Source organism: Streptomyces sp. NPDC002889 (genome assembly GCF_042888425.1).
Classification (GTDB): domain Bacteria; phylum Actinomycetota; class Actinomycetes; order Streptomycetales; family Streptomycetaceae; genus Streptomyces.
The window spans coordinates 24,824-40,395 of sequence record NZ_JBIAPT010000027.1 but is presented as its reverse complement, the minus strand read 5'-3'; the positions used below and the strand labels follow the sequence as shown (position 1 = coordinate 40,395).

Below are 15,572 nucleotides of genomic sequence, written 5' to 3'. Positions count from 1 at the left end.
TGTTCAAGTGTGCGCCAAGAAACCACCCATACGAACATGAATGCGACCCAAAGATCTACGTTCACCTCGTGAATCCGACGCAGGAAACTCCTCAGCATGATCATGGAAGCCGCCGGACCCTGTTGCGGGCGGCCATCGCCGGTGGTGCGCTGGCCACCGGCGGCTTGGCCGTCGGCGCCGCGCCGGCGTCGGCGACGACCCGCACGACGATGCCCCGGACCCGCCCTGCCGACCCCGTGCACGCACTGCGCGAACTGGCCGCGGGCAACCGCCGCTGGCGGACGTTGAGGCAGAAGCATCCGCACGAGACGAGCGCCGTGCGCAAAGCCCTGATATCCGGGCAGCAGCCGTTCGCCGTCGTTCTGGGCTGCATCGACTCGCGCGTGCCCCCGGAAATGGTCTTCGACCAAGGACTCGGCGATCTGATGACTGTGCGGTCCGCGGGAGAGGTGCTGGACGAAGCCGTACTGGGCAGCATCGCGTACGGCGTCCTGGAGCTGGACATCCCGCTCATCATGGTGCTGGGCCACCAGTCGTGCGGAGCGGTGACCGCAGCGGTGCACGCCGAGGAGACCGGCGGGGAACTGCCCGCGCACATCCAGTACGTCGCCGACCAGATACGTCCCGCCATCGACCACACGCAGCAGGGTGCCGCCAGGATCGACTCCACGGTCACCCGCAATGTCGCCATGATCAGCCGGCGACTGGCCGAGGAGCCCGATCTCGCCGCCAGGATCGCAACGGGAGACCTGGCGGTCGTCGGCGCGCGCTACGAGCTCACGTCCCAGCGCGTCCACGCCGTGGCGTGACTGAGCCGGTCCGGGCTCGTTGTCGGTCCCCTCTGGCACCCTGCGGTCATGGAAACAACACTGCAGATCACGATCGACTGCGCCGACCCTCGAAGGCTCGTGGAGTTCTGGACGAAGGCACTGCACTATGTGCCGGAGCCCCCGCCGGGCGGCCACGCCACGTGGCGGGAGTGGTGGGCGGACATGGGGGTGCCCGAGGAGGAACTGACCGAGGGCGTCGGCGAGTTGCCCGAGTCGATCGTCGATCCCAAGGGCGTCGGACCTCGGGTCTGGTTCCAGCGCGTACCCGAGCCGAAGACCGTCAAGAACCGAGTGCACCTCGATCTGAAGGTGAGCGGAGGACGGAGCGTGCCGCTGGCGCTCCGCACGGAACGGGTGACGGGCGAGGTCGAGCGTCTGACCGCGTCCGGAGCACGTGTCCTGCGCACGATGGACGAGCCTGACATGGACTACTTCGCCGTGGTTCTGCAGGACCCGGAGGGCAACGAGTTCTGCATCGCCTAGCGCGCCGGGCTCCACGGTCGGCAGGCGGCCCCGAGGGCCGCCCTAGGTTCCGCCGCCTGCCTTGCGTGCCACCACCAGCCGGGCACGCGGGCTGCCGTCCTCCAGCCGCCCCAGCTCCGTGAGCGGCAGCAACTCCACTGCGAAACCCGCCCGTTGGAGGTCGGCGATCACCTTCGAGAGCGGGAAGGTGCGGTAGTACATGATGAACCGGGGCCGCCACAAAGCGTTGCGTACGCGCATGGTCAGGTCGAAGCCGAGCAGGGTCCAGTAGAGCCGGGAACGTGGCCGCGGCGGAGCCATGACGGGGAACACGAAACGGCCTCCCGGGCGGAGCGCCGCGTGGGCCTGGGCGAAGAGCAGCGGGCGCTGTGCCGGAAGGAAGTGACCGAAGGCGCCGAAGCTCACGGCCAGATCGAAGACGGGCGCGAAGGGCAGCGCCCGGGCGTCCGCGCGCACCCAGGAGACGGACGGCCCCTTGTCGTCCGGGACCGGGGTGGAGGCGACAGCGGCGGCGAGCATTCCCGCGCTGAAGTCGACGCCGGTGACGTGCTCCCGGCACACCTGCCGCAGCATGCCCACGCCTGCGCCGGTCCCGCAGCAGATGTCGAGTCCGGCCTCGAAGGGGCCGAGCGGCCGTACGGCGTGCGCGACGGCGTCGAGTACGCGATCGGAAGTACGGAACGGAGTCAGGTCGAACTTGGAGGCGAGCATGTCGTAGCCATGTTCGGTCGAGGAGAGCGCCTGGACGGCCAGTTCGCGAAGGGTCGGTCCCTGAGGTGTGAACATCGCGGATCAGCGTAGCGGCAGAAGCCGGCGGCGTGGCCTCGCCCAAGGCAACCGGTCGCCCGTTCCGGCCATCGGACCGCGTGCTTGCCGGATGGGCCCTGGCAGCACGACGGCCCGAGGCGCAGCCCAGGGCCGCGGGGGTCCTGGTGGGCGGCGGCCACCGTGGCGAATCGATCCGAATGGCCGGACATCGCTCTAGTCGGGTCCACCAATGGTTCCTACCATTCCGACCACTCCCGGTCTTTCGCAGGCCGGGAGCGAGTCGTTCATGTCAGGTGCATGACGATTCAACGTTCCCTCCAACGCCCCAGGTCTGTGACGGCCGACCGCGCCCGCGGCCGACCGCACCCCCCACCCCGCGGCACGCACAGCCGTGCGCCCTGCCGCCCGGCACCGAAGCAATGGATTGGAGAACCATGACCGGTGGACTGCTGGTGACCGGCGCGTTAGCCGCGTTGTTCGCCTCCGCGCTCCCCGCACAGCACAGCCCCTCCGCGATCACCGACCCTCCGCCGGACAAGATCGTGATCGACATCGCGACCGTCAACGGCTCCGGGTGTCCACAGGGGACGGCCGCCGTCGCCGTCTCCCAGGACAACACCGCCTTCACCGTGACGTACAGCGAGTATCTCGCGCAGGTGGGCGGCAATTCCTCGCCAACCGCGGGCCGCAAGAACTGTCAGCTGAACCTGATCGTGCATGTGCCGCAGGGCTTCACCTACGCGGTCGCCAGCGCCGACTACCGCGGCTTCGCCTCGCTGCAGCCGGGCGCGAGCAGCACGGAGAAGGCGTCGTACTACTTCCAGGGTTCACCGAGCACCGCGTCCCGGACGCACAACTTCCAGGGCCCGTACGACGACAACTGGCAGGCCACCGACCGGACCGACTGGGCGCAGCTGGTCTGGGCTCCCTGCGGCGTGCAGCGCAACTTCAACATCAACACCGAACTTCGCGTCAACGCAGGCACCTCGGACCCCACGACGACCAGCTACATGACCATGGACTCCACCGACGGTGACATCAGCACCATCTACCACCTGGCCTGGAAGGAGTGCCCGAAGAGCTGACCTGCGCCGCCCCGGCCGGGCCTGCCCCCGCCCGGCCGGGGCATCAGCTGTGGACGAGTCGTCAGCCGTCCTTGCCGACGCCGTGCGGCGGTTCGCCGTCCGAGCCCGGTGGCTCGGCCGCGGCCGGGTCCAGCAGGCGCATCAGGAAGTTGCGGGTCCGCTCGTGCTGGGGATTGCCCACCACCTGCTCTGCCGGCCCCTGCTCGACGATCACACCGCCGTCCATGAACACCACCCGGTCGGCAACCTCCCGGGCGAAGCTCATCTCATGGGTGACGACCATCATGGTCATGCCCTCCGCGGCCAGCAGCCGCATGACGGCGAGTACATCGCCGACCAGTTCGGGGTCGAGGGCGGAGGTCGGCTCGTCGAAGAGCATCACCTCCGGCTCCATGACCAGCGCGCGGGCGATGGCCACCCGCTGCTGCTGCCCGCCGGACAGCTGCGAGGGGTAGGCGTCCGCCTTGTCGGCGAGACCGACCCGCTCCAGGTTCTGCCGGGCGATCCCGGCCGCCTTGGCCTTGTCGCGGCGCAGCACCCGGCGCTGGGGCAGGGTCAGATTCTCGGTCACGTTCACGTGCGGGAACAGGTTGAACTGCTGGAAGACCATGCCGATCCGGCGGCGTACGGCATCGATGTCGACATCGAGGTCGGTGACCTCCGTGCCGCCGACGAACACCTGGCCCGATGTCGGCTCCTCCAGCAGATTCACACAGCGCAGCAGCGTCGACTTGCCCGAACCGGACGGGCCGATGACGCACACCACCTCGCCCCGGTTGATGTCCAGGTCGATGCCCCTCAGGACCTCGTTGTCCCCGAAGGACTTGTACAGGCCCCGGATCTCGATCTCGGGGCGGCCTGTGCCGTTCATGTTCCCGCTTCCGGCCGTCGGCGGCTTCTGTGGCATCCCGTCCTCACCTGGCTTTTTCGGTGCGGGCCTCGAGGCGGCGCACCACGAAGCTGAGCGGCACGGTCACCAGCAGGTAGCACAGGCCGGCGACCAGGATGGGCGTCGAGTTGGCGGTCTGGCTCGCCAGGTCCCTGCCGAACTTGGTCAACTCCCGTTCGTTCAGCGTGACCCCGAGGAACAGCACCAGCGAGGAGTCCTTGAACAGCAGCACCAGTTCATTGGTCAGCGGCGGAATGACGATACGGAACGCCTGCGGAATGATCACCGAGACCATGGCTCTGGCGTGCGAGAAGCCCAGTGAACGGGCTGCCTCCATCTGCCCCTTGGGCACGGCCTGGATGCCGGCCCGGATGGTCTCGGCCATATAGGCGGCGGCGACCAGGCCGAGGCCGAGCGCGACCTTGCCGTAGACGCCGCCGGGAATCTCCGTACCCGGGAACGCCAGGGGCACCGCGACACCGACGAAGATGAAGATCAGCAGCGCCGGCAGGCCGCGGAAGATCTCGATGTAGACGCTCGCGACCCACCGGTATGGGGCCACGGACGACAGCCGCATCAGGGCGATGACCAGCCCGAGCACCAGGCCGAAGAGGAACCCGGAGAGCGTGTACACCACCGTGTTGCGCAGCGCGATGGTGATGATGTCCGGGAAGAGCTCCTTGGCGAGGTCCTTCTGCGCGAACTGATTCTGCAGCCGGTCCCAGTCGGCCTGGAAGCCGATCACAACCAGGACCGCCACGAAGATCACGTACTGAACACCCTGCGAGACCCGGCGCCGCTGGCGCCGGGTGAGACGTGAGGTCACGACCGGCCCTGGGGCAGCGGGCCGATCCACTGCTCGTAGATCTTGTCGTAGGTGCCGTCGGCGCGGGCGTCCTTGATCGTCTTGTTGATCACGGCGAGCAGCTTGTCGTTGCCCTTCTTCACCGAGAAGCCGTACTGCTCACCGGTGTCGATGTTGTCGCCGAGGACGAACTCGGCGGCGTTCGCCTTGTCCTTCAGCCAGCCCTGGACGACCGGGTAGTCGATCACGACGGCGTCGACCTGGCCGGTGCGCAGACCGTTCAGCACGGCGTCGGAGCTCTCGAAGGCGACCGGGTCGAAACCCTGCGACTTTGCGTAGCTCTCGCCGGTGGTCTCGGCCTGGGCGCCGAGCTTCTTGTTCTTGGCCTTCACGTCGCCCAGCGTCTTCACGCCGCTCTTCTTCGTCGCCAGCACCGCCTGGGTGGCGTCGAAGTAGGGGACCGAGAAGTCGACGTTCTTCTTGCGCTCCTCGGTGATCGTCATACCGGCCGCGGCCAGGTCGCACTCGCCCGAGTTGAGGAACGCACCCGTCTTGAAGTTCTCGAACGGGGTGTCGAGGATCTTCTGCTCGACCTTGAGATTCTTCGCCATGAGATCGACCAGGGCCACGTCGAAACCGACGACCTTGCCGTTCTGCTCGAACTGGAAGGGCGGATAGGGCAGATGGGTACAGGTGGTCAGTTTGCCCTTTTCGACCACGGGGACGCCGCCCGCCGCTTTGCCCGGTCCCTCGTCGCTCGAGGAACAGCCGACGGCGAGGAACATCCCTGCCGCCACGGCACCCGCAGAGACGCGAAATCGGACGCTGGTGCGGTGGGTACGGTGGCCGCTGGCCGTCCGGAACACGGTGACCTCCATGGTCGTGGGGGGAGCTGGCGGCAGCCGGATCGCGACCGTCCGCCGAGATCGTAAGCCACCGAAGCCGCAGGTGACGTACCCGTCCACGAGGTGTTCCAGTCCTTGGACAGGGCGGGTGCCGTGCCCTGAGCACCGCATGTCGGCCACCTCGCCTACGCTGGGCGTGGGCACTTGCCCGGGCGCAGCCCAAGGGGCGGAGAAGGGGGGCGGGATGAGGCAACGTGCACGGCTCTTCGTCGCTTCCGCCCTGCCGTCCGTGCTGTTCGGTGTCTGGTCCGTCTTCCTGACGCTGACCGGTACGGCCGCCGGCGCCGCAGCCCCGCTCGCACCGCTCGTGTCCATGGATGCGCCGACCACCCCGGTCGCGTCGATGAGTGCGCACGCCGCCGCCGTCACGGATTTCGGGGCCGGCACCGTACGACTCGACGACCGGCGGCAGGTCACGCAGGCGCAGGCACCGCATGCCGCGGTTCCGCAGCAGATCGTGGTCGCCGACGCCACGGTCCGGCCGCCCGGCCCTCCCCCGGTACTGCCCGGTCCGGTGTCCCCCGCCCCCGTACGCAGGGTCCATGCCGACGGCACGGTGCAGCCGCGCCAGGAGCGGGCGCCGCCCCGTGATCCGTACGACCCGCGGGACACCCGCGCTCCACCCTTCACCCGGCACAGCTGACGTTCTCCGACGCCCGCCGTCCCGCACTGCGGCATGCCCGCACACCGGGACCAGGCGTAGGCGTCTCCTTCCCTTACGTCGTCAACCGCAGACGCCGGGCGTCTGTGTGCTGCCCGTGGAGCCTTCATGTCCTTTTCCCCCACGGCCTGGCGTGCGCTGATCGCGCTCGCCGTCGTTGCCGTGTCCCTGTACGTGGCCCTGACCACCCCTGCCCGCCTCGGACTCGATCTGCGCGGCGGGACCCGGATCGTCCTGGAGACCCGGGACTCCCCCACCGTCCGTGCCGACGCGGCCGCCACCGACCGCGCGCTGGAAGTACTGCGCGGGCGCATCGATGGCCTCGGCGTCAGCGAGCCGTCGCTCGCCCGCTCCGGGGAGCGGCGCATCGTCGTCGAACTGCCCGGCGTGCAGGACCCGCGCAAGGCCGCCGCCGTGATCGGCCGTACCGCACAGCTGACCTTCCACCCGGTGCTGGGCGGATCGGACGGCCCACCGAGCCGTCCGGCGGCGGACGGCTCACGGGTGCTGACCGATCCCGACGCCCCAGGGAGCCACCTGCGGCTCGGCCCGCCCGCGCTGACGGGCGACGGTGTCGAGGATGCGACGGCCGTGCTCGGCACCCGGACCGGCCAGGGCTGGGGTGTCGACCTCTCGTTCCGCGGTGACGCGGGCCGCGAGTGGGCCCGCGTTACCGGCGAGGCCGCCTGCGCCGCGCCCGGTGATCCCGCCCGCCGGGTGGCGATCGTGCTGGACGACAGGGCGGTGTCCGCCCCGGGAATGCAGAACGGCGTGACGTGCGGCGCCGGCATCACTGGAGGTTCGGCGCAGATCACCGGTGGTTTCGACGCGACCGCGGCACGGGAGCTCGCGGCACTCGTCAAGGGCGGTGCGCTGCCGGTGCCCGTGACCGCGGTCGAACAGAGCACGGTCGGCCCGACGCTCGGTGAGGAGGCGATCCGGGCGAGTGCGCTGGCCGCGCTGATCGGGCTTGTCTGCACGGGCGTCTTCATCATCGCCGTCTACCGGCTGCTCGGCCTGCTCGCCACGGTGGCCCTGGCGCTGTACGGACTGATCTCGTACGCCGCCGTCGTTGCTCTGGGCGCCACGCTCACCCTGCCCGGTCTGGCCGGGTTCGTTCTCGCCATCGGCATCGCCGTCGACGCGAATGTGCTCGTGTTCGAGCGTGCGCGGGAGGAGTACGCGCGCTCCGCCCGCCGCCCGGCGGACCTGCGCACGCCGCTGCGTACCGGGTTCGACAAGGCCTGGAGTGCGGTGGCCGACTCGAATGTGACCACGCTGCTCGCGGCCGGGCTGCTGTTCCTCTTTGCCACGGGGCCGGTGAAGGGTTTCGGAGTGACCCTGGCCATCGGCGTGCTCGCGTCGATGGTCTCGGCGATGGTGATCACAAGGCTGCTCGCCGAGTGGGCCGTGCGCATGCCTTTCGTGAGGCGCCGCCCGGCGCTGAGCGGGCTGGCCAGGACCGGCCGGCTGCGGGCCAGGCTCACGCGGCGGCCGCCGCGGCTGATGCGGGACCGGCGACGGTGGCTGGGGATCTGCGCCGGCCTGGTGCTCCTGGCCGTCGGCGGGATCGGCGTCCGCGGCCTGGAGTTCGGCGTCGAGTTCACCGGCGGTCGGGTCGTGCAGTACGCGGCCGAGCGGCCGGTGGACGCAGACAGGGCCCGTGAGGTCGTCGCCGATGCGGGCTTCCCGAACGCCCTCGTACAGACCACGGGCGAAGGTGCCGTCACCGTACGCACCGGGCAACTGAGCAACGACCAGCAGGAGCGCATCCGCGGCGCACTCACCGCATCGGTGGGGAAGGTCACCGTGGAGCGGGACGAGCTCATCGGCCCCAGCCTGGGCAGCGAACTGCGGACGCATGCGCTGATCGCGCTGGGCGTGGCCGTCGCGGCCCAACTGCTGTATCTCACGGTCCGTTTCCGCTGGACCTTCGCAGCAGCCGCGGTCGTCGCGATGGTGCAGGACGTCGTGCTGGTGGTGGGTCTGTTCGCCTGGCTCGGCAAGCCGGTCGACAGTGTGTTCCTCGCCGCTCTGCTGACCGTCGTGGGTTACTCCGTCAACGACACGGTGGTGGTACTCGACAGGCTGCGCGAACTGCGGCGGGCAGGGGGTCCCGTCGCCCTGGCGGACCTGGCGGACCGTGCCGTCGCGCAGACCCTGCCGCGCACGGTCAACACCGGTATGGGGGCGCTGTTCGTACTGGCGGCTCTTGCGGTGCTCGGCGGCGACTCGCTCACCGACTTCTGCGTCGCGCTGCTGGCGGGTGTCGTGGTGGGAATGGCGTCCACGGTCTTCACTGCGATGCCGCTGGCCGTCATTCTCCCGTCGCGGTATCCGGAGGCGACCGGCGCCGCAGGGACCCGAGAGACACGGGCTCGGGCCAGGAACCGTTCAGGGGCGGTGATCTGACCCGCAGTCATCATGGGTCCGTCGGCCTGGCAGCGATCACCGCGGCCCGGCCGTCGGGCGGTCCATCGGGCCCGCGCTTCTCTGCGAGAACTGCCCCGCGCAGAGCTTCAAGTTGGCGGTCCGCCCCTGACGAGCCGTACGGGAACCGGCCCGGGCGTCTCTGCGCAGAGTCGCCCGGGGCGTCGAGCAGGGCGTGCAGCTCGGTGACAGGCATGGTGGTCGTGCTGCTGGGTGTCGGTATGCCCCGGCGGCACGGCACCCCCGGCGCGGCGGCCGGACGCGGCGCGATAGCGTCGGGCGGCCCTCACGATCGGAGTCGTATCCATGTCACGGATATTCAGCGTCTCGGACAGCGTCGTGATCGACGCGTCGCCCTCGACGATCTATGCGCAGGTGAGCAATCCCGCACTGATGGGGCGGTGGAGTCCCGAGAACCGTGGCGCAACCGTGCGTGACGGCAGCGAGCAGGCCTACGTGGGCATGGTCTTCGACGGGCGCAACACGCGCGGGCCGCTGAGCTGGACCACCCGTTGCACGGTTACGGCCGCCGATCCGGGCGAGCGGTTCGCCTTCCGGGTGCGGGCCATCGGCAGACGGCGTCCTGTTCTGCGGGGCCGCATCGCCAGCTGGGAGTACCGCTTCGAGCCCGCGGGCGAGGGCGGGACGCGGGTGACGGAGACATGGACGGACGACCGACGGGCGTGGCCGGACTTCCTGGCCCATGCGTTCGACAGGATGGCGACGCGGGGGCACACGTTCGCCGACTTCCAGCGCCGCAACATCCGCACGACACTCGACAACCTCAAGAAGGCGATGGAGTCCGAGCCCTCGTAGGGCCGGGCAGGTCAGTCCGTGGACAGGTCGGCCGCGGAGTGCGCAAGGGCGTCGAGCACGGGCCGGATCAGCGGGTGCGATTCCGCGCCGCGGCGCACGGCGGCGAACACCCTGCGGGTCGCCGCCGGGCCCGACACCGGGCGGACGACGGTGCGGCTCAGCTCCATCCCGCGCAGCGCCGAGCGTGGGACGAGGGCGACCCCCGCCCCCGCCCCGGCGAGCGCGACGACGGCCCGGAAGTCGTCGGAGGAGTGCACAAGCCTCGGCTGGAAGCCGGCCAGCTCGCAGGCGAGCAGCACCATGTCGTGGCAGGGGTTGCCGGGATAGGGGCCGATCCAGTCGCTGTCGCAGAGCTCGGCCAGCTCCACGCGCTCGCTGCCTGCGAGCGGATGGTCGGCGCGCAGCACGGCGTCGAACGGCTCCGCGTACAGCGCCACCCTTGCCAGTCGCCGGTCGTCCGCGCCCGGTGCGCCCCGGTACTCCACGGCGACGGCGAGGTCCGCCTCGCCGTCGAGCACGAGCGGCAGACTCTCGTCACCCTCCGCGTCGCGCACCCGTACGCGGATGCCCGGCCGGTCCGCGGCCAGGCTGTCTATCGCCGGGGCGACGACCTCGGCGATACCGGTGGCGAACGCGGCGACCGTCACCTCGCCCGCCGTGCCGCCCGCGTACGCCGCGAGCTCGGCCTCGGCCCGCTCCAGCTGGGCCAGGACCACGTGGGTGTGGGCCAGCAGGATCTCGCCCGCCGCCGTCAGCCGCACTCCCTTGCCGCTGCGGATCAGCAGCGCGTGGCCCGTCTCCTGCTCGAGTGCGTTGAGCTGCTGGGAGACGGCCGAGGGGGTGAGGTAGAGCGCGGAGGCCGCGGCGGTCACCGTACGGTGGTCCGCCACGGCCCGCAGGATGCGCAGTCGGCGGGGGTCGATCACCCGGCCATTGTCGCGCGTGCGTCGACGAAGGCCGCCACCGCCCGGTCCACGTCCTCGGTGGAGTGCGCGGCGGACAGCTGGACGCGGATCCGGGCCTGCCCCATCGGGACCACCGGGTACGAGAAGCCGATCACGTACACGCCGCGCTCCAGGAGCAGCTCCGCCATCCGGCCGGCCTCGGCGGCGTCGCCGATCATGACTGGCGCGATGGCGTGGTCGCCCGGCAGGACATCGAAGCCGGCCTCGGTCATCTTCGTGCGGAAGAGCGTCGTGTTGGCAGCGAGCTTGTCCCGCAGGTCACCGGCCGACTCCAGCAGATCGAGGACCTTGAGGGAGGCGGCGGCGATCACCGGGGCGAGGGAGTTGGAGAAGAGGTACGGCCGGGAGCGCTGGCGCAGCAGTTCCACGATCTCGGCGCGGGCGGCGACGTACCCGCCGGACGCGCCCCCGAGTGCCTTGCCGAGGGTGCCGGTGATGATGTCGACCCGGTCCATCACGCCGTGCAGCTCGGGGGTGCCGCGGCCGCCGGGGCCGACGAAGCCGACGGCGTGCGAGTCGTCGACCATGACCATGGCGTCGTAGCGGTCGGCCAGGTCGCAGATCTCACTGAGCGGGGCGACGTAACCGTCCATGGAGAAGACACCGTCGGTGACGACAAAGCGGCGGCGGGCGTCCTGCGTCTGCTTGAGCTGCTGCTCGAGGTCGGCGAGGTCTCGGTTGGCGTAACGGTGGCGGCGGGCCTTGGACAGCCGGATGCCGTCGATGATGCTGGCATGGTTGAGGGCGTCGGAGATGACGGCGTCCTCGGGGCCGAGCAGCGTCTCGAACACTCCGCCGTTCGCGTCGAAGCAGGAGGAGTAGAGGATCGTGTCCTCCTGGCCGAGGAACGCGGACAGGCGCCGCTCGAGCTCCTTGTGGACGTCCTGGGTGCCGCAGATGAACCGGACGGAGGCCATGCCGTAGCCCCAGCGGTCCAGTGCGTCCTTGGCGGCGGCGACGACCTCGGGGTGGTCGGCGAGACCGAGGTAGTTGTTGGCGCAGAAGTTGAGCACATCGCCGGGGGCGCCGCCGGCGGTGACGGCGACGGAGGCGCTCTGCGGGGTGCCGATGACCCGCTCGGGCTTGTAGAGGCCGGCGTCACGGATCTCGTCGAGGGTGGCACGAAGGTCGTCACGAACGGACACGTACATGAGGCTGCTCCCTAACGGGGTGTCTGCGGGCGAGTGGAGGGGCGTGGCAAGTTGAGCCGAGGGGCGTCCGGCCCGCGGCCGGCGGTCGGGCGTGGCCGCACGAGGAGCGCGCGGAGGTCCCGAGGGAAGGGACCGGGCACAATCGGGTGTCGGACAACGCGTGAGCGAGCCGCGGGCAACGGGGCCCGGACTAGGCGGTCCAGTCCAGGATGATCTTGCCGCTGCGGGCGGTTGCGGCCTCGTCGAAGGCGGCGTTGAAGTCCTGGTAGCCGTAACTGCCGGTGATCACCGGGCTGAGGTCGAGGCCGCTTTCGAGCAGGACCGTCATCGCGTACCACGTCTCGAACATCTCGCGGCCGTAGATGCCCTTGATGGTGATCATGGAGGTCACGATTTTCGACCAGTCGACCGCGAACTCCTGCGCGGGCAGGCCGAGCATGGCGATGCGGCCGCCGTGTGTCATGTTGTCGACCATGTCGCGCATGGCCTCGGGCCGGCCGGACATCTCCAGGCCGATGTCGAAGCCCTCCTTGAGGCCGAGCGTGCGCTGGGCTGCGGCGATGTCGCTCTCGGCCACGTTCACGGCGAGCGTCGCGCCGACCTTGCGGGCGAGCTCCAGACGCGACTCGCTGACGTCGGTGATCACGACATTGCGGGCGCCGGCGTGCTTGGCGACAGCGGCGGCCATTATCCCGATCGGGCCCGCGCCGGTGATCAGCACGTCCTCGCCGACGAGCGGGAAGGACAGGGCGGTATGGACGGCGTTGCCGAACGGGTCGAAGATCGCGGCCACGTCCAGGTTCACCTCGGTGCGATGCACCCACACGTTGGAGGCGGGCAAGGCGACGTATTCGGCGAACGCTCCGTCGCGGCCGACGCCGAGTCCGATCGTGCTGCGGCACAGATGACGGCGGCCGGCGAGACAGTTGCGGCACTTGCCGCACACCAGGTGGCCCTCGCCGCTGACCACGTCACCGACCGCGATGTCGCGGACGTCCGCGCCGACGGCGGCGACCTCACCGACGAACTCGTGGCCGAGCACCCGGGGGGTGCTGACGGCCTGCTGGGCCCAGCCGTCCCAGGACCTGATGTGCAGGTCGGTGCCGCAGATTCCGGTGCGCAGCACCTTGATGAGCACGTCGCCGGGGCCGGTCTCGGGCTCCGGCACATCCATGAGCCACAGGCCGGGCTCGGCATGCTGCTTGACAAGGGCCTTCATCGGCGTGGCTCCAGGCGGGGTGACGGGACTGACCGAATACCGAAAATACGGCTCCGGTCAGTGGACGGGCACCAATCTGCCCAGCTCGGAGCGTCGCGTCCATCGAGGTTTTCTTAAGCGGGCCCACAGCGGAGCTTCATGCCACCGGTTCAAACGTCCCCGGCGCATGCCGCTGGTCTCCTTCGCCGGCGCAGCCTCGCCAGCAGCGACAGCGGCGTGCCCCGCGTCGGCCGGCACGGGACCGGCTGCCGATCTACCGACTGCCGGTGTGACGGCTGCGGAGATGCCGGCCGATGGCGCGCAGGCGTCGGCGGCGCAGACAGCCGCCGCGGCCGTACCGACGGTGGATGCGCCGGGATCGGCAGGCGCAGGAACGGGGTCTCGACGGTCGGCCGGAGCATTGGTGCCTGCTCGCGTGCCTCGCGCAGTGCATCCGCCAGGCTGACCCTGTGCCACAGGATCTCGTCCGGGTGGTCGGCGAGCAGAAGCCGCGCCACCCGCTCCCGCGCGGCCGGTGACTGCCCGACCGACCCGGCGAGCGCGGGGCGCAGGACCCCAGGTGCGAGCGCTCGTACGGATCGGGCACCACCTCGGCCACGGCCACGGGGTCCAGAACGGCCGCAATCGCCGCCGCGCGTTCCCATGGGTCCGCGGTCGCCCGCAGCAGCAGTCCCAGTCTCCGCCCCCGCCAGTTGCGTGCGCGCCGGTCCTCACCGGCCTCCAGCGCGGCCCGCACCGCGGGCGGGGTTCGGCCGGTCAGCAGCTCGGCGTGGTCGCGCGCGAAGTCACGCAGCTCGTCGGCGAGATACAGCCACACCACCGCGCGGTAGCGGTTGAGACGGAACCGGATGGGCGTCACGTGCCCGGTCCTGGCGAGTGCGGTGAAGCGCGCCGGGCTGATGTCCACGAGCGCCGCACCCTCCACTGTGCCCACGGCCCGCACACGATCCCGCACGGCGTCGGGGAACCCGTGCGCACCTCGCAGCCGGTCGATATCCGCCCGGGCGACCCGCGGCGGGCCGCCGCTCGCGTCCCGTGTCGTGCGGATGTGCCCCAGCTGCACGGCGAGATCGAACTCGCCGCGCTTGAGGTCCGGTTCCCTTGCGGCCCGGCGAGCGCAAGGCCGCGCACCACTGCTTCCTGCACCGTCATGACGGTCTCCCCCGTGAGATGTGAATGCTCCCGGTGACGACCGTAGCCCTGCGGCCGAACGTTCCGTGCGGCCTGTGGACAACTCCCCGAATCAGACCATCCCTATCGAATATCCGCAGGTCAGGATCGGTACAATGATCAGAGTTCGCTGTCACCCGACTGCCGGGCCGATACGCCGAGATGTTCGCCGACCCGGTTGACCATCAGCGTCATCTCGTAGGCGACCTGGCCGACGTCCGCCTCGGCTGAGCTGAGTACACACAGGCAGCTTCCCTCGCCCGCGGCGGTCACGAAGAGCAGCGCCTCGTCGAACTCGACCATCGTCTGGCGCGCCCGTCCCGCGCGGAAGTGGCGCCCGGAGCCCCGGGCAAGCGAGTGCAGACCGGAGGAGACAGCGGCAAGGTGCTCCGCGTCCTCGCGGGCGAGCCCCGTACTCGCCCCGGTCACCAGCCCGTCGTTCGACAGCACCAAAGCGTGCTTGATGTATTCGATCCGCTTGGTCAGGTCGTCCAGCAGCCAGTCGAGTGCCTTGTCCAACGCCATGGTCGTCCTCCCCGCTTGTACGTTCCCCGTGTCCCCGTGCCCGCCTTGGGCCGTTCGTCCGCCGTAAGCCTTTCGTACGAGGGGGCGCAGGGCAAGGTGCGGCTAGCTCACCGAATCGAGCATGCGCGCCGTGTACATCCGCCCCGCGTACTCGACCAGACGCACGAGCACCTCTTTCCCGGAGTCCCGGTCGCGTGCGTCGCACAGGACGACGGGGGTCCCCCGGTCCAGGTCAAGGGCGCAGGAGACCTCGTGGGCGCCGAAAGTGCGGGCACCGGGGAAGCAGTTCACGGCGACGACGAAGGGGATACGGCGGTGCTCGAAGTAGTCGACGGCGGGGAAGCAGTCGCCGAGCCGCCGGGTGTCGGCGAGGACGACGGCGCCGAGGGCTCCCTGGGAGAGTTCGTCCCACAGGAACCAGAAGCGGTCCTGTCCCGGGGTGCCGAAGAGATAAAGGGCCAGGCCGGAGCGAATGGTGATCCGCCCGAAGTCCATCGCGACGGTCGTGGTCGTCTTGCCGTCGACTCCTTCGGTGTCGTCGACGGTGCTGCCCGCCTCGCTGAGCTGTTCCTCGGTGCGCAGTGGCCGTATCTCGCTGACCGCGCCGACCAGCGTGGTCTTGCCGACGCCGAAGCCGCCGGCGACCAGTATCTTCAGCGCGAGGGCGGTGGAATCCCCACCGGTGCTGTCAAAACTCTCGGAGGACATCGGCCACTTCTCTCAGGGTCGACACATGTTCGACGGAGGTTCGTACGGAGTTTCAGACAGCATGGCAACCACGACCGGGTCGCGCGGGAAGCGATCACTATTAGAGCGTTGTGACTGTTCCGGTTCGCTCGCTGCCCGTTTCGGTGTGCATCGGGTCGCCGC

15 protein-coding genes and 1 pseudogene are annotated in these 15,572 nt (G+C 70.1%); 6 read left to right on the top strand and 10 right to left on the bottom strand.

Annotated elements, in window-relative coordinates; translation table 11 throughout:
* The first annotated feature begins 68 nt into the window (after nt 1-68).
* A complete protein-coding gene (locus ACFYWI_RS31555) occupies nt 69-809 on the top strand; it encodes a carbonic anhydrase (protein WP_389239110.1) in 741 nt (246 codons plus the stop codon).
* A gap of 48 nt (nt 810-857) precedes the next feature.
* Nucleotides 858-1,313, top strand: coding sequence for a VOC family protein (locus tag ACFYWI_RS31550; RefSeq protein WP_389239108.1), 456 nt, complete (start codon nt 858-860; stop codon nt 1,311-1,313).
* A gap of 42 nt (nt 1,314-1,355) precedes the next feature.
* Here the strand turns inward: ACFYWI_RS31550 and ACFYWI_RS31545 are convergent, their stop codons facing one another.
* A complete protein-coding gene (locus ACFYWI_RS31545) occupies nt 1,356-2,099 on the bottom strand; it encodes a class I SAM-dependent methyltransferase (protein WP_389239105.1) in 744 nt (247 codons plus the stop codon).
* A 416-nt stretch (nt 2,100-2,515) separates the two neighbouring features.
* On the opposite strand from ACFYWI_RS31545, the gene ACFYWI_RS31540 reads away from it, so the two are divergent.
* Entirely contained in the window at nt 2,516-3,166 is a 651-nt protein-coding gene (locus ACFYWI_RS31540; RefSeq protein WP_389239103.1) for a DUF4360 domain-containing protein, read from the top strand.
* Nucleotides 3,167-3,227: 61 nt separating this feature from the next.
* On the opposite strand, the gene ACFYWI_RS31535 is transcribed toward ACFYWI_RS31540, so the two are convergent.
* The 3 genes from ACFYWI_RS31535 to ACFYWI_RS31525 are packed head-to-tail and all read right to left on the bottom strand — an operon-like array spanning nt 3,228 to nt 5,738.
* A complete protein-coding gene (locus tag ACFYWI_RS31535; RefSeq protein ID WP_389239101.1) occupies nt 3,228-4,073 on the bottom strand; it encodes an amino acid ABC transporter ATP-binding protein in 846 nt (281 codons plus the stop codon).
* A gap of 7 nt (nt 4,074-4,080) precedes the next feature.
* Nucleotides 4,081-4,911, bottom strand: coding sequence for an amino acid ABC transporter permease (locus tag ACFYWI_RS31530; RefSeq protein ID WP_389239099.1), 831 nt, complete (start codon nt 4,909-4,911; stop codon nt 4,081-4,083).
* Nucleotides 4,878-5,738, bottom strand: a complete 861-nt coding sequence (locus tag ACFYWI_RS31525; RefSeq protein WP_389239097.1) for an ABC transporter substrate-binding protein — start codon at nt 5,736-5,738, stop codon at nt 4,878-4,880. Before ACFYWI_RS31525 ends, ACFYWI_RS31530 begins: the two co-directional genes overlap by 34 nt.
* Before the next feature lie 211 nt (nt 5,739-5,949).
* On the opposite strand from ACFYWI_RS31525, the gene ACFYWI_RS31520 reads away from it, so the two are divergent.
* The 3 genes from ACFYWI_RS31520 to ACFYWI_RS31510 all read left to right on the top strand — a co-directional run bounded on the left by ACFYWI_RS31520 (nt 5,950) and on the right by ACFYWI_RS31510 (nt 9,672).
* Nucleotides 5,950-6,408, top strand: coding sequence for a hypothetical protein (locus ACFYWI_RS31520; RefSeq protein ID WP_389239095.1), 459 nt, complete (start codon nt 5,950-5,952; stop codon nt 6,406-6,408).
* A gap of 126 nt (nt 6,409-6,534) precedes the next feature.
* Nucleotides 6,535-8,838, top strand: coding sequence for a protein translocase subunit SecD (gene secD / locus ACFYWI_RS31515; protein WP_389239093.1), 2,304 nt, complete (start codon nt 6,535-6,537; stop codon nt 8,836-8,838).
* Nucleotides 8,839-9,162: 324 nt separating this feature from the next.
* Nucleotides 9,163-9,672: an SRPBCC family protein gene (locus ACFYWI_RS31510; RefSeq protein ID WP_389239091.1), complete on the top strand. Its 510-nt coding sequence runs from the start codon at nt 9,163-9,165 to the stop codon at nt 9,670-9,672.
* A gap of 11 nt (nt 9,673-9,683) precedes the next feature.
* Here the strand turns inward: ACFYWI_RS31510 and ACFYWI_RS31505 are convergent, their stop codons facing one another.
* From ACFYWI_RS31505 to ACFYWI_RS31480, 6 genes and pseudogenes are all read right to left on the bottom strand, one after another.
* Nucleotides 9,684-10,598 carry a LysR substrate-binding domain-containing protein gene (locus tag ACFYWI_RS31505; RefSeq protein ID WP_389239089.1) on the bottom strand — a complete coding sequence of 305 codons (915 nt, stop codon included), beginning with the start codon at nt 10,596-10,598 and terminating at the stop codon, nt 9,684-9,686.
* The gene (locus tag ACFYWI_RS31500) at nt 10,595-11,788 is read right to left on the bottom strand and encodes a glycine C-acetyltransferase (RefSeq protein ID WP_389239087.1); all 1,194 of its coding nucleotides are present in this window, start codon (nt 11,786-11,788) and stop codon (nt 10,595-10,597) included. The genes ACFYWI_RS31505 and ACFYWI_RS31500 overlap by 4 nt, the downstream gene beginning before the upstream one ends.
* A 190-nt stretch (nt 11,789-11,978) precedes the next feature.
* Nucleotides 11,979-13,007, bottom strand: a complete 1,029-nt coding sequence (gene tdh / locus ACFYWI_RS31495; protein ID WP_389239085.1) for an L-threonine 3-dehydrogenase — start codon at nt 13,005-13,007, stop codon at nt 11,979-11,981.
* Between the two features lie 149 nt (nt 13,008-13,156).
* Nucleotides 13,157-14,070, bottom strand: a pseudogene (locus ACFYWI_RS31490) (DUF6397 family protein).
* A gap of 227 nt (nt 14,071-14,297) precedes the next feature.
* Entirely contained in the window at nt 14,298-14,702 is a 405-nt protein-coding gene (locus ACFYWI_RS31485) for a roadblock/LC7 domain-containing protein (protein ID WP_389239083.1), read from the bottom strand.
* A 102-nt stretch (nt 14,703-14,804) separates the two neighbouring features.
* A complete protein-coding gene (locus ACFYWI_RS31480) occupies nt 14,805-15,410 on the bottom strand; it encodes an ATP/GTP-binding protein (protein WP_389239081.1) in 606 nt (201 codons plus the stop codon).
* Between the last annotated feature and the right edge of the window lie 162 nt (nt 15,411-15,572).

Excerpts from the sequence above, each read along its gene's own strand:
- ACFYWI_RS31535 (WP_389239101.1), bottom strand. The coding sequence starts at position 4,073 with ATGCCACAGAAGCCGCCGACGGCCGGAAGCGGGAACATGAACGGCACA.
- ACFYWI_RS31520 (WP_389239095.1), top strand. The coding sequence starts at position 5,950 with ATGAGGCAACGTGCACGGCTCTTCGTCGCTTCCGCCCTGCCGTCCGTG.
- ACFYWI_RS31550 (WP_389239108.1), top strand. The coding sequence starts at position 858 with ATGGAAACAACACTGCAGATCACGATCGACTGCGCCGACCCTCGAAGG.
- ACFYWI_RS31510 (WP_389239091.1), top strand. The coding sequence starts at position 9,163 with ATGTCACGGATATTCAGCGTCTCGGACAGCGTCGTGATCGACGCGTCG.
- ACFYWI_RS31525 (WP_389239097.1), bottom strand. The coding sequence starts at position 5,738 with ATGGAGGTCACCGTGTTCCGGACGGCCAGCGGCCACCGTACCCACCGC.
- ACFYWI_RS31545 (WP_389239105.1), bottom strand. The coding sequence starts at position 2,099 with ATGTTCACACCTCAGGGACCGACCCTTCGCGAACTGGCCGTCCAGGCG.
- ACFYWI_RS31540 (WP_389239103.1), top strand. The coding sequence starts at position 2,516 with ATGACCGGTGGACTGCTGGTGACCGGCGCGTTAGCCGCGTTGTTCGCC.
- secD (WP_389239093.1), top strand. The coding sequence starts at position 6,535 with ATGTCCTTTTCCCCCACGGCCTGGCGTGCGCTGATCGCGCTCGCCGTC.
- ACFYWI_RS31480 (WP_389239081.1), bottom strand. The coding sequence starts at position 15,410 with ATGTCCTCCGAGAGTTTTGACAGCACCGGTGGGGATTCCACCGCCCTC.
- ACFYWI_RS31500 (WP_389239087.1), bottom strand. The coding sequence starts at position 11,788 with ATGTACGTGTCCGTTCGTGACGACCTTCGTGCCACCCTCGACGAGATC.
- ACFYWI_RS31485 (WP_389239083.1), bottom strand. The coding sequence starts at position 14,702 with ATGGCGTTGGACAAGGCACTCGACTGGCTGCTGGACGACCTGACCAAG.
- tdh (WP_389239085.1), bottom strand. The coding sequence starts at position 13,007 with ATGAAGGCCCTTGTCAAGCAGCATGCCGAGCCCGGCCTGTGGCTCATG.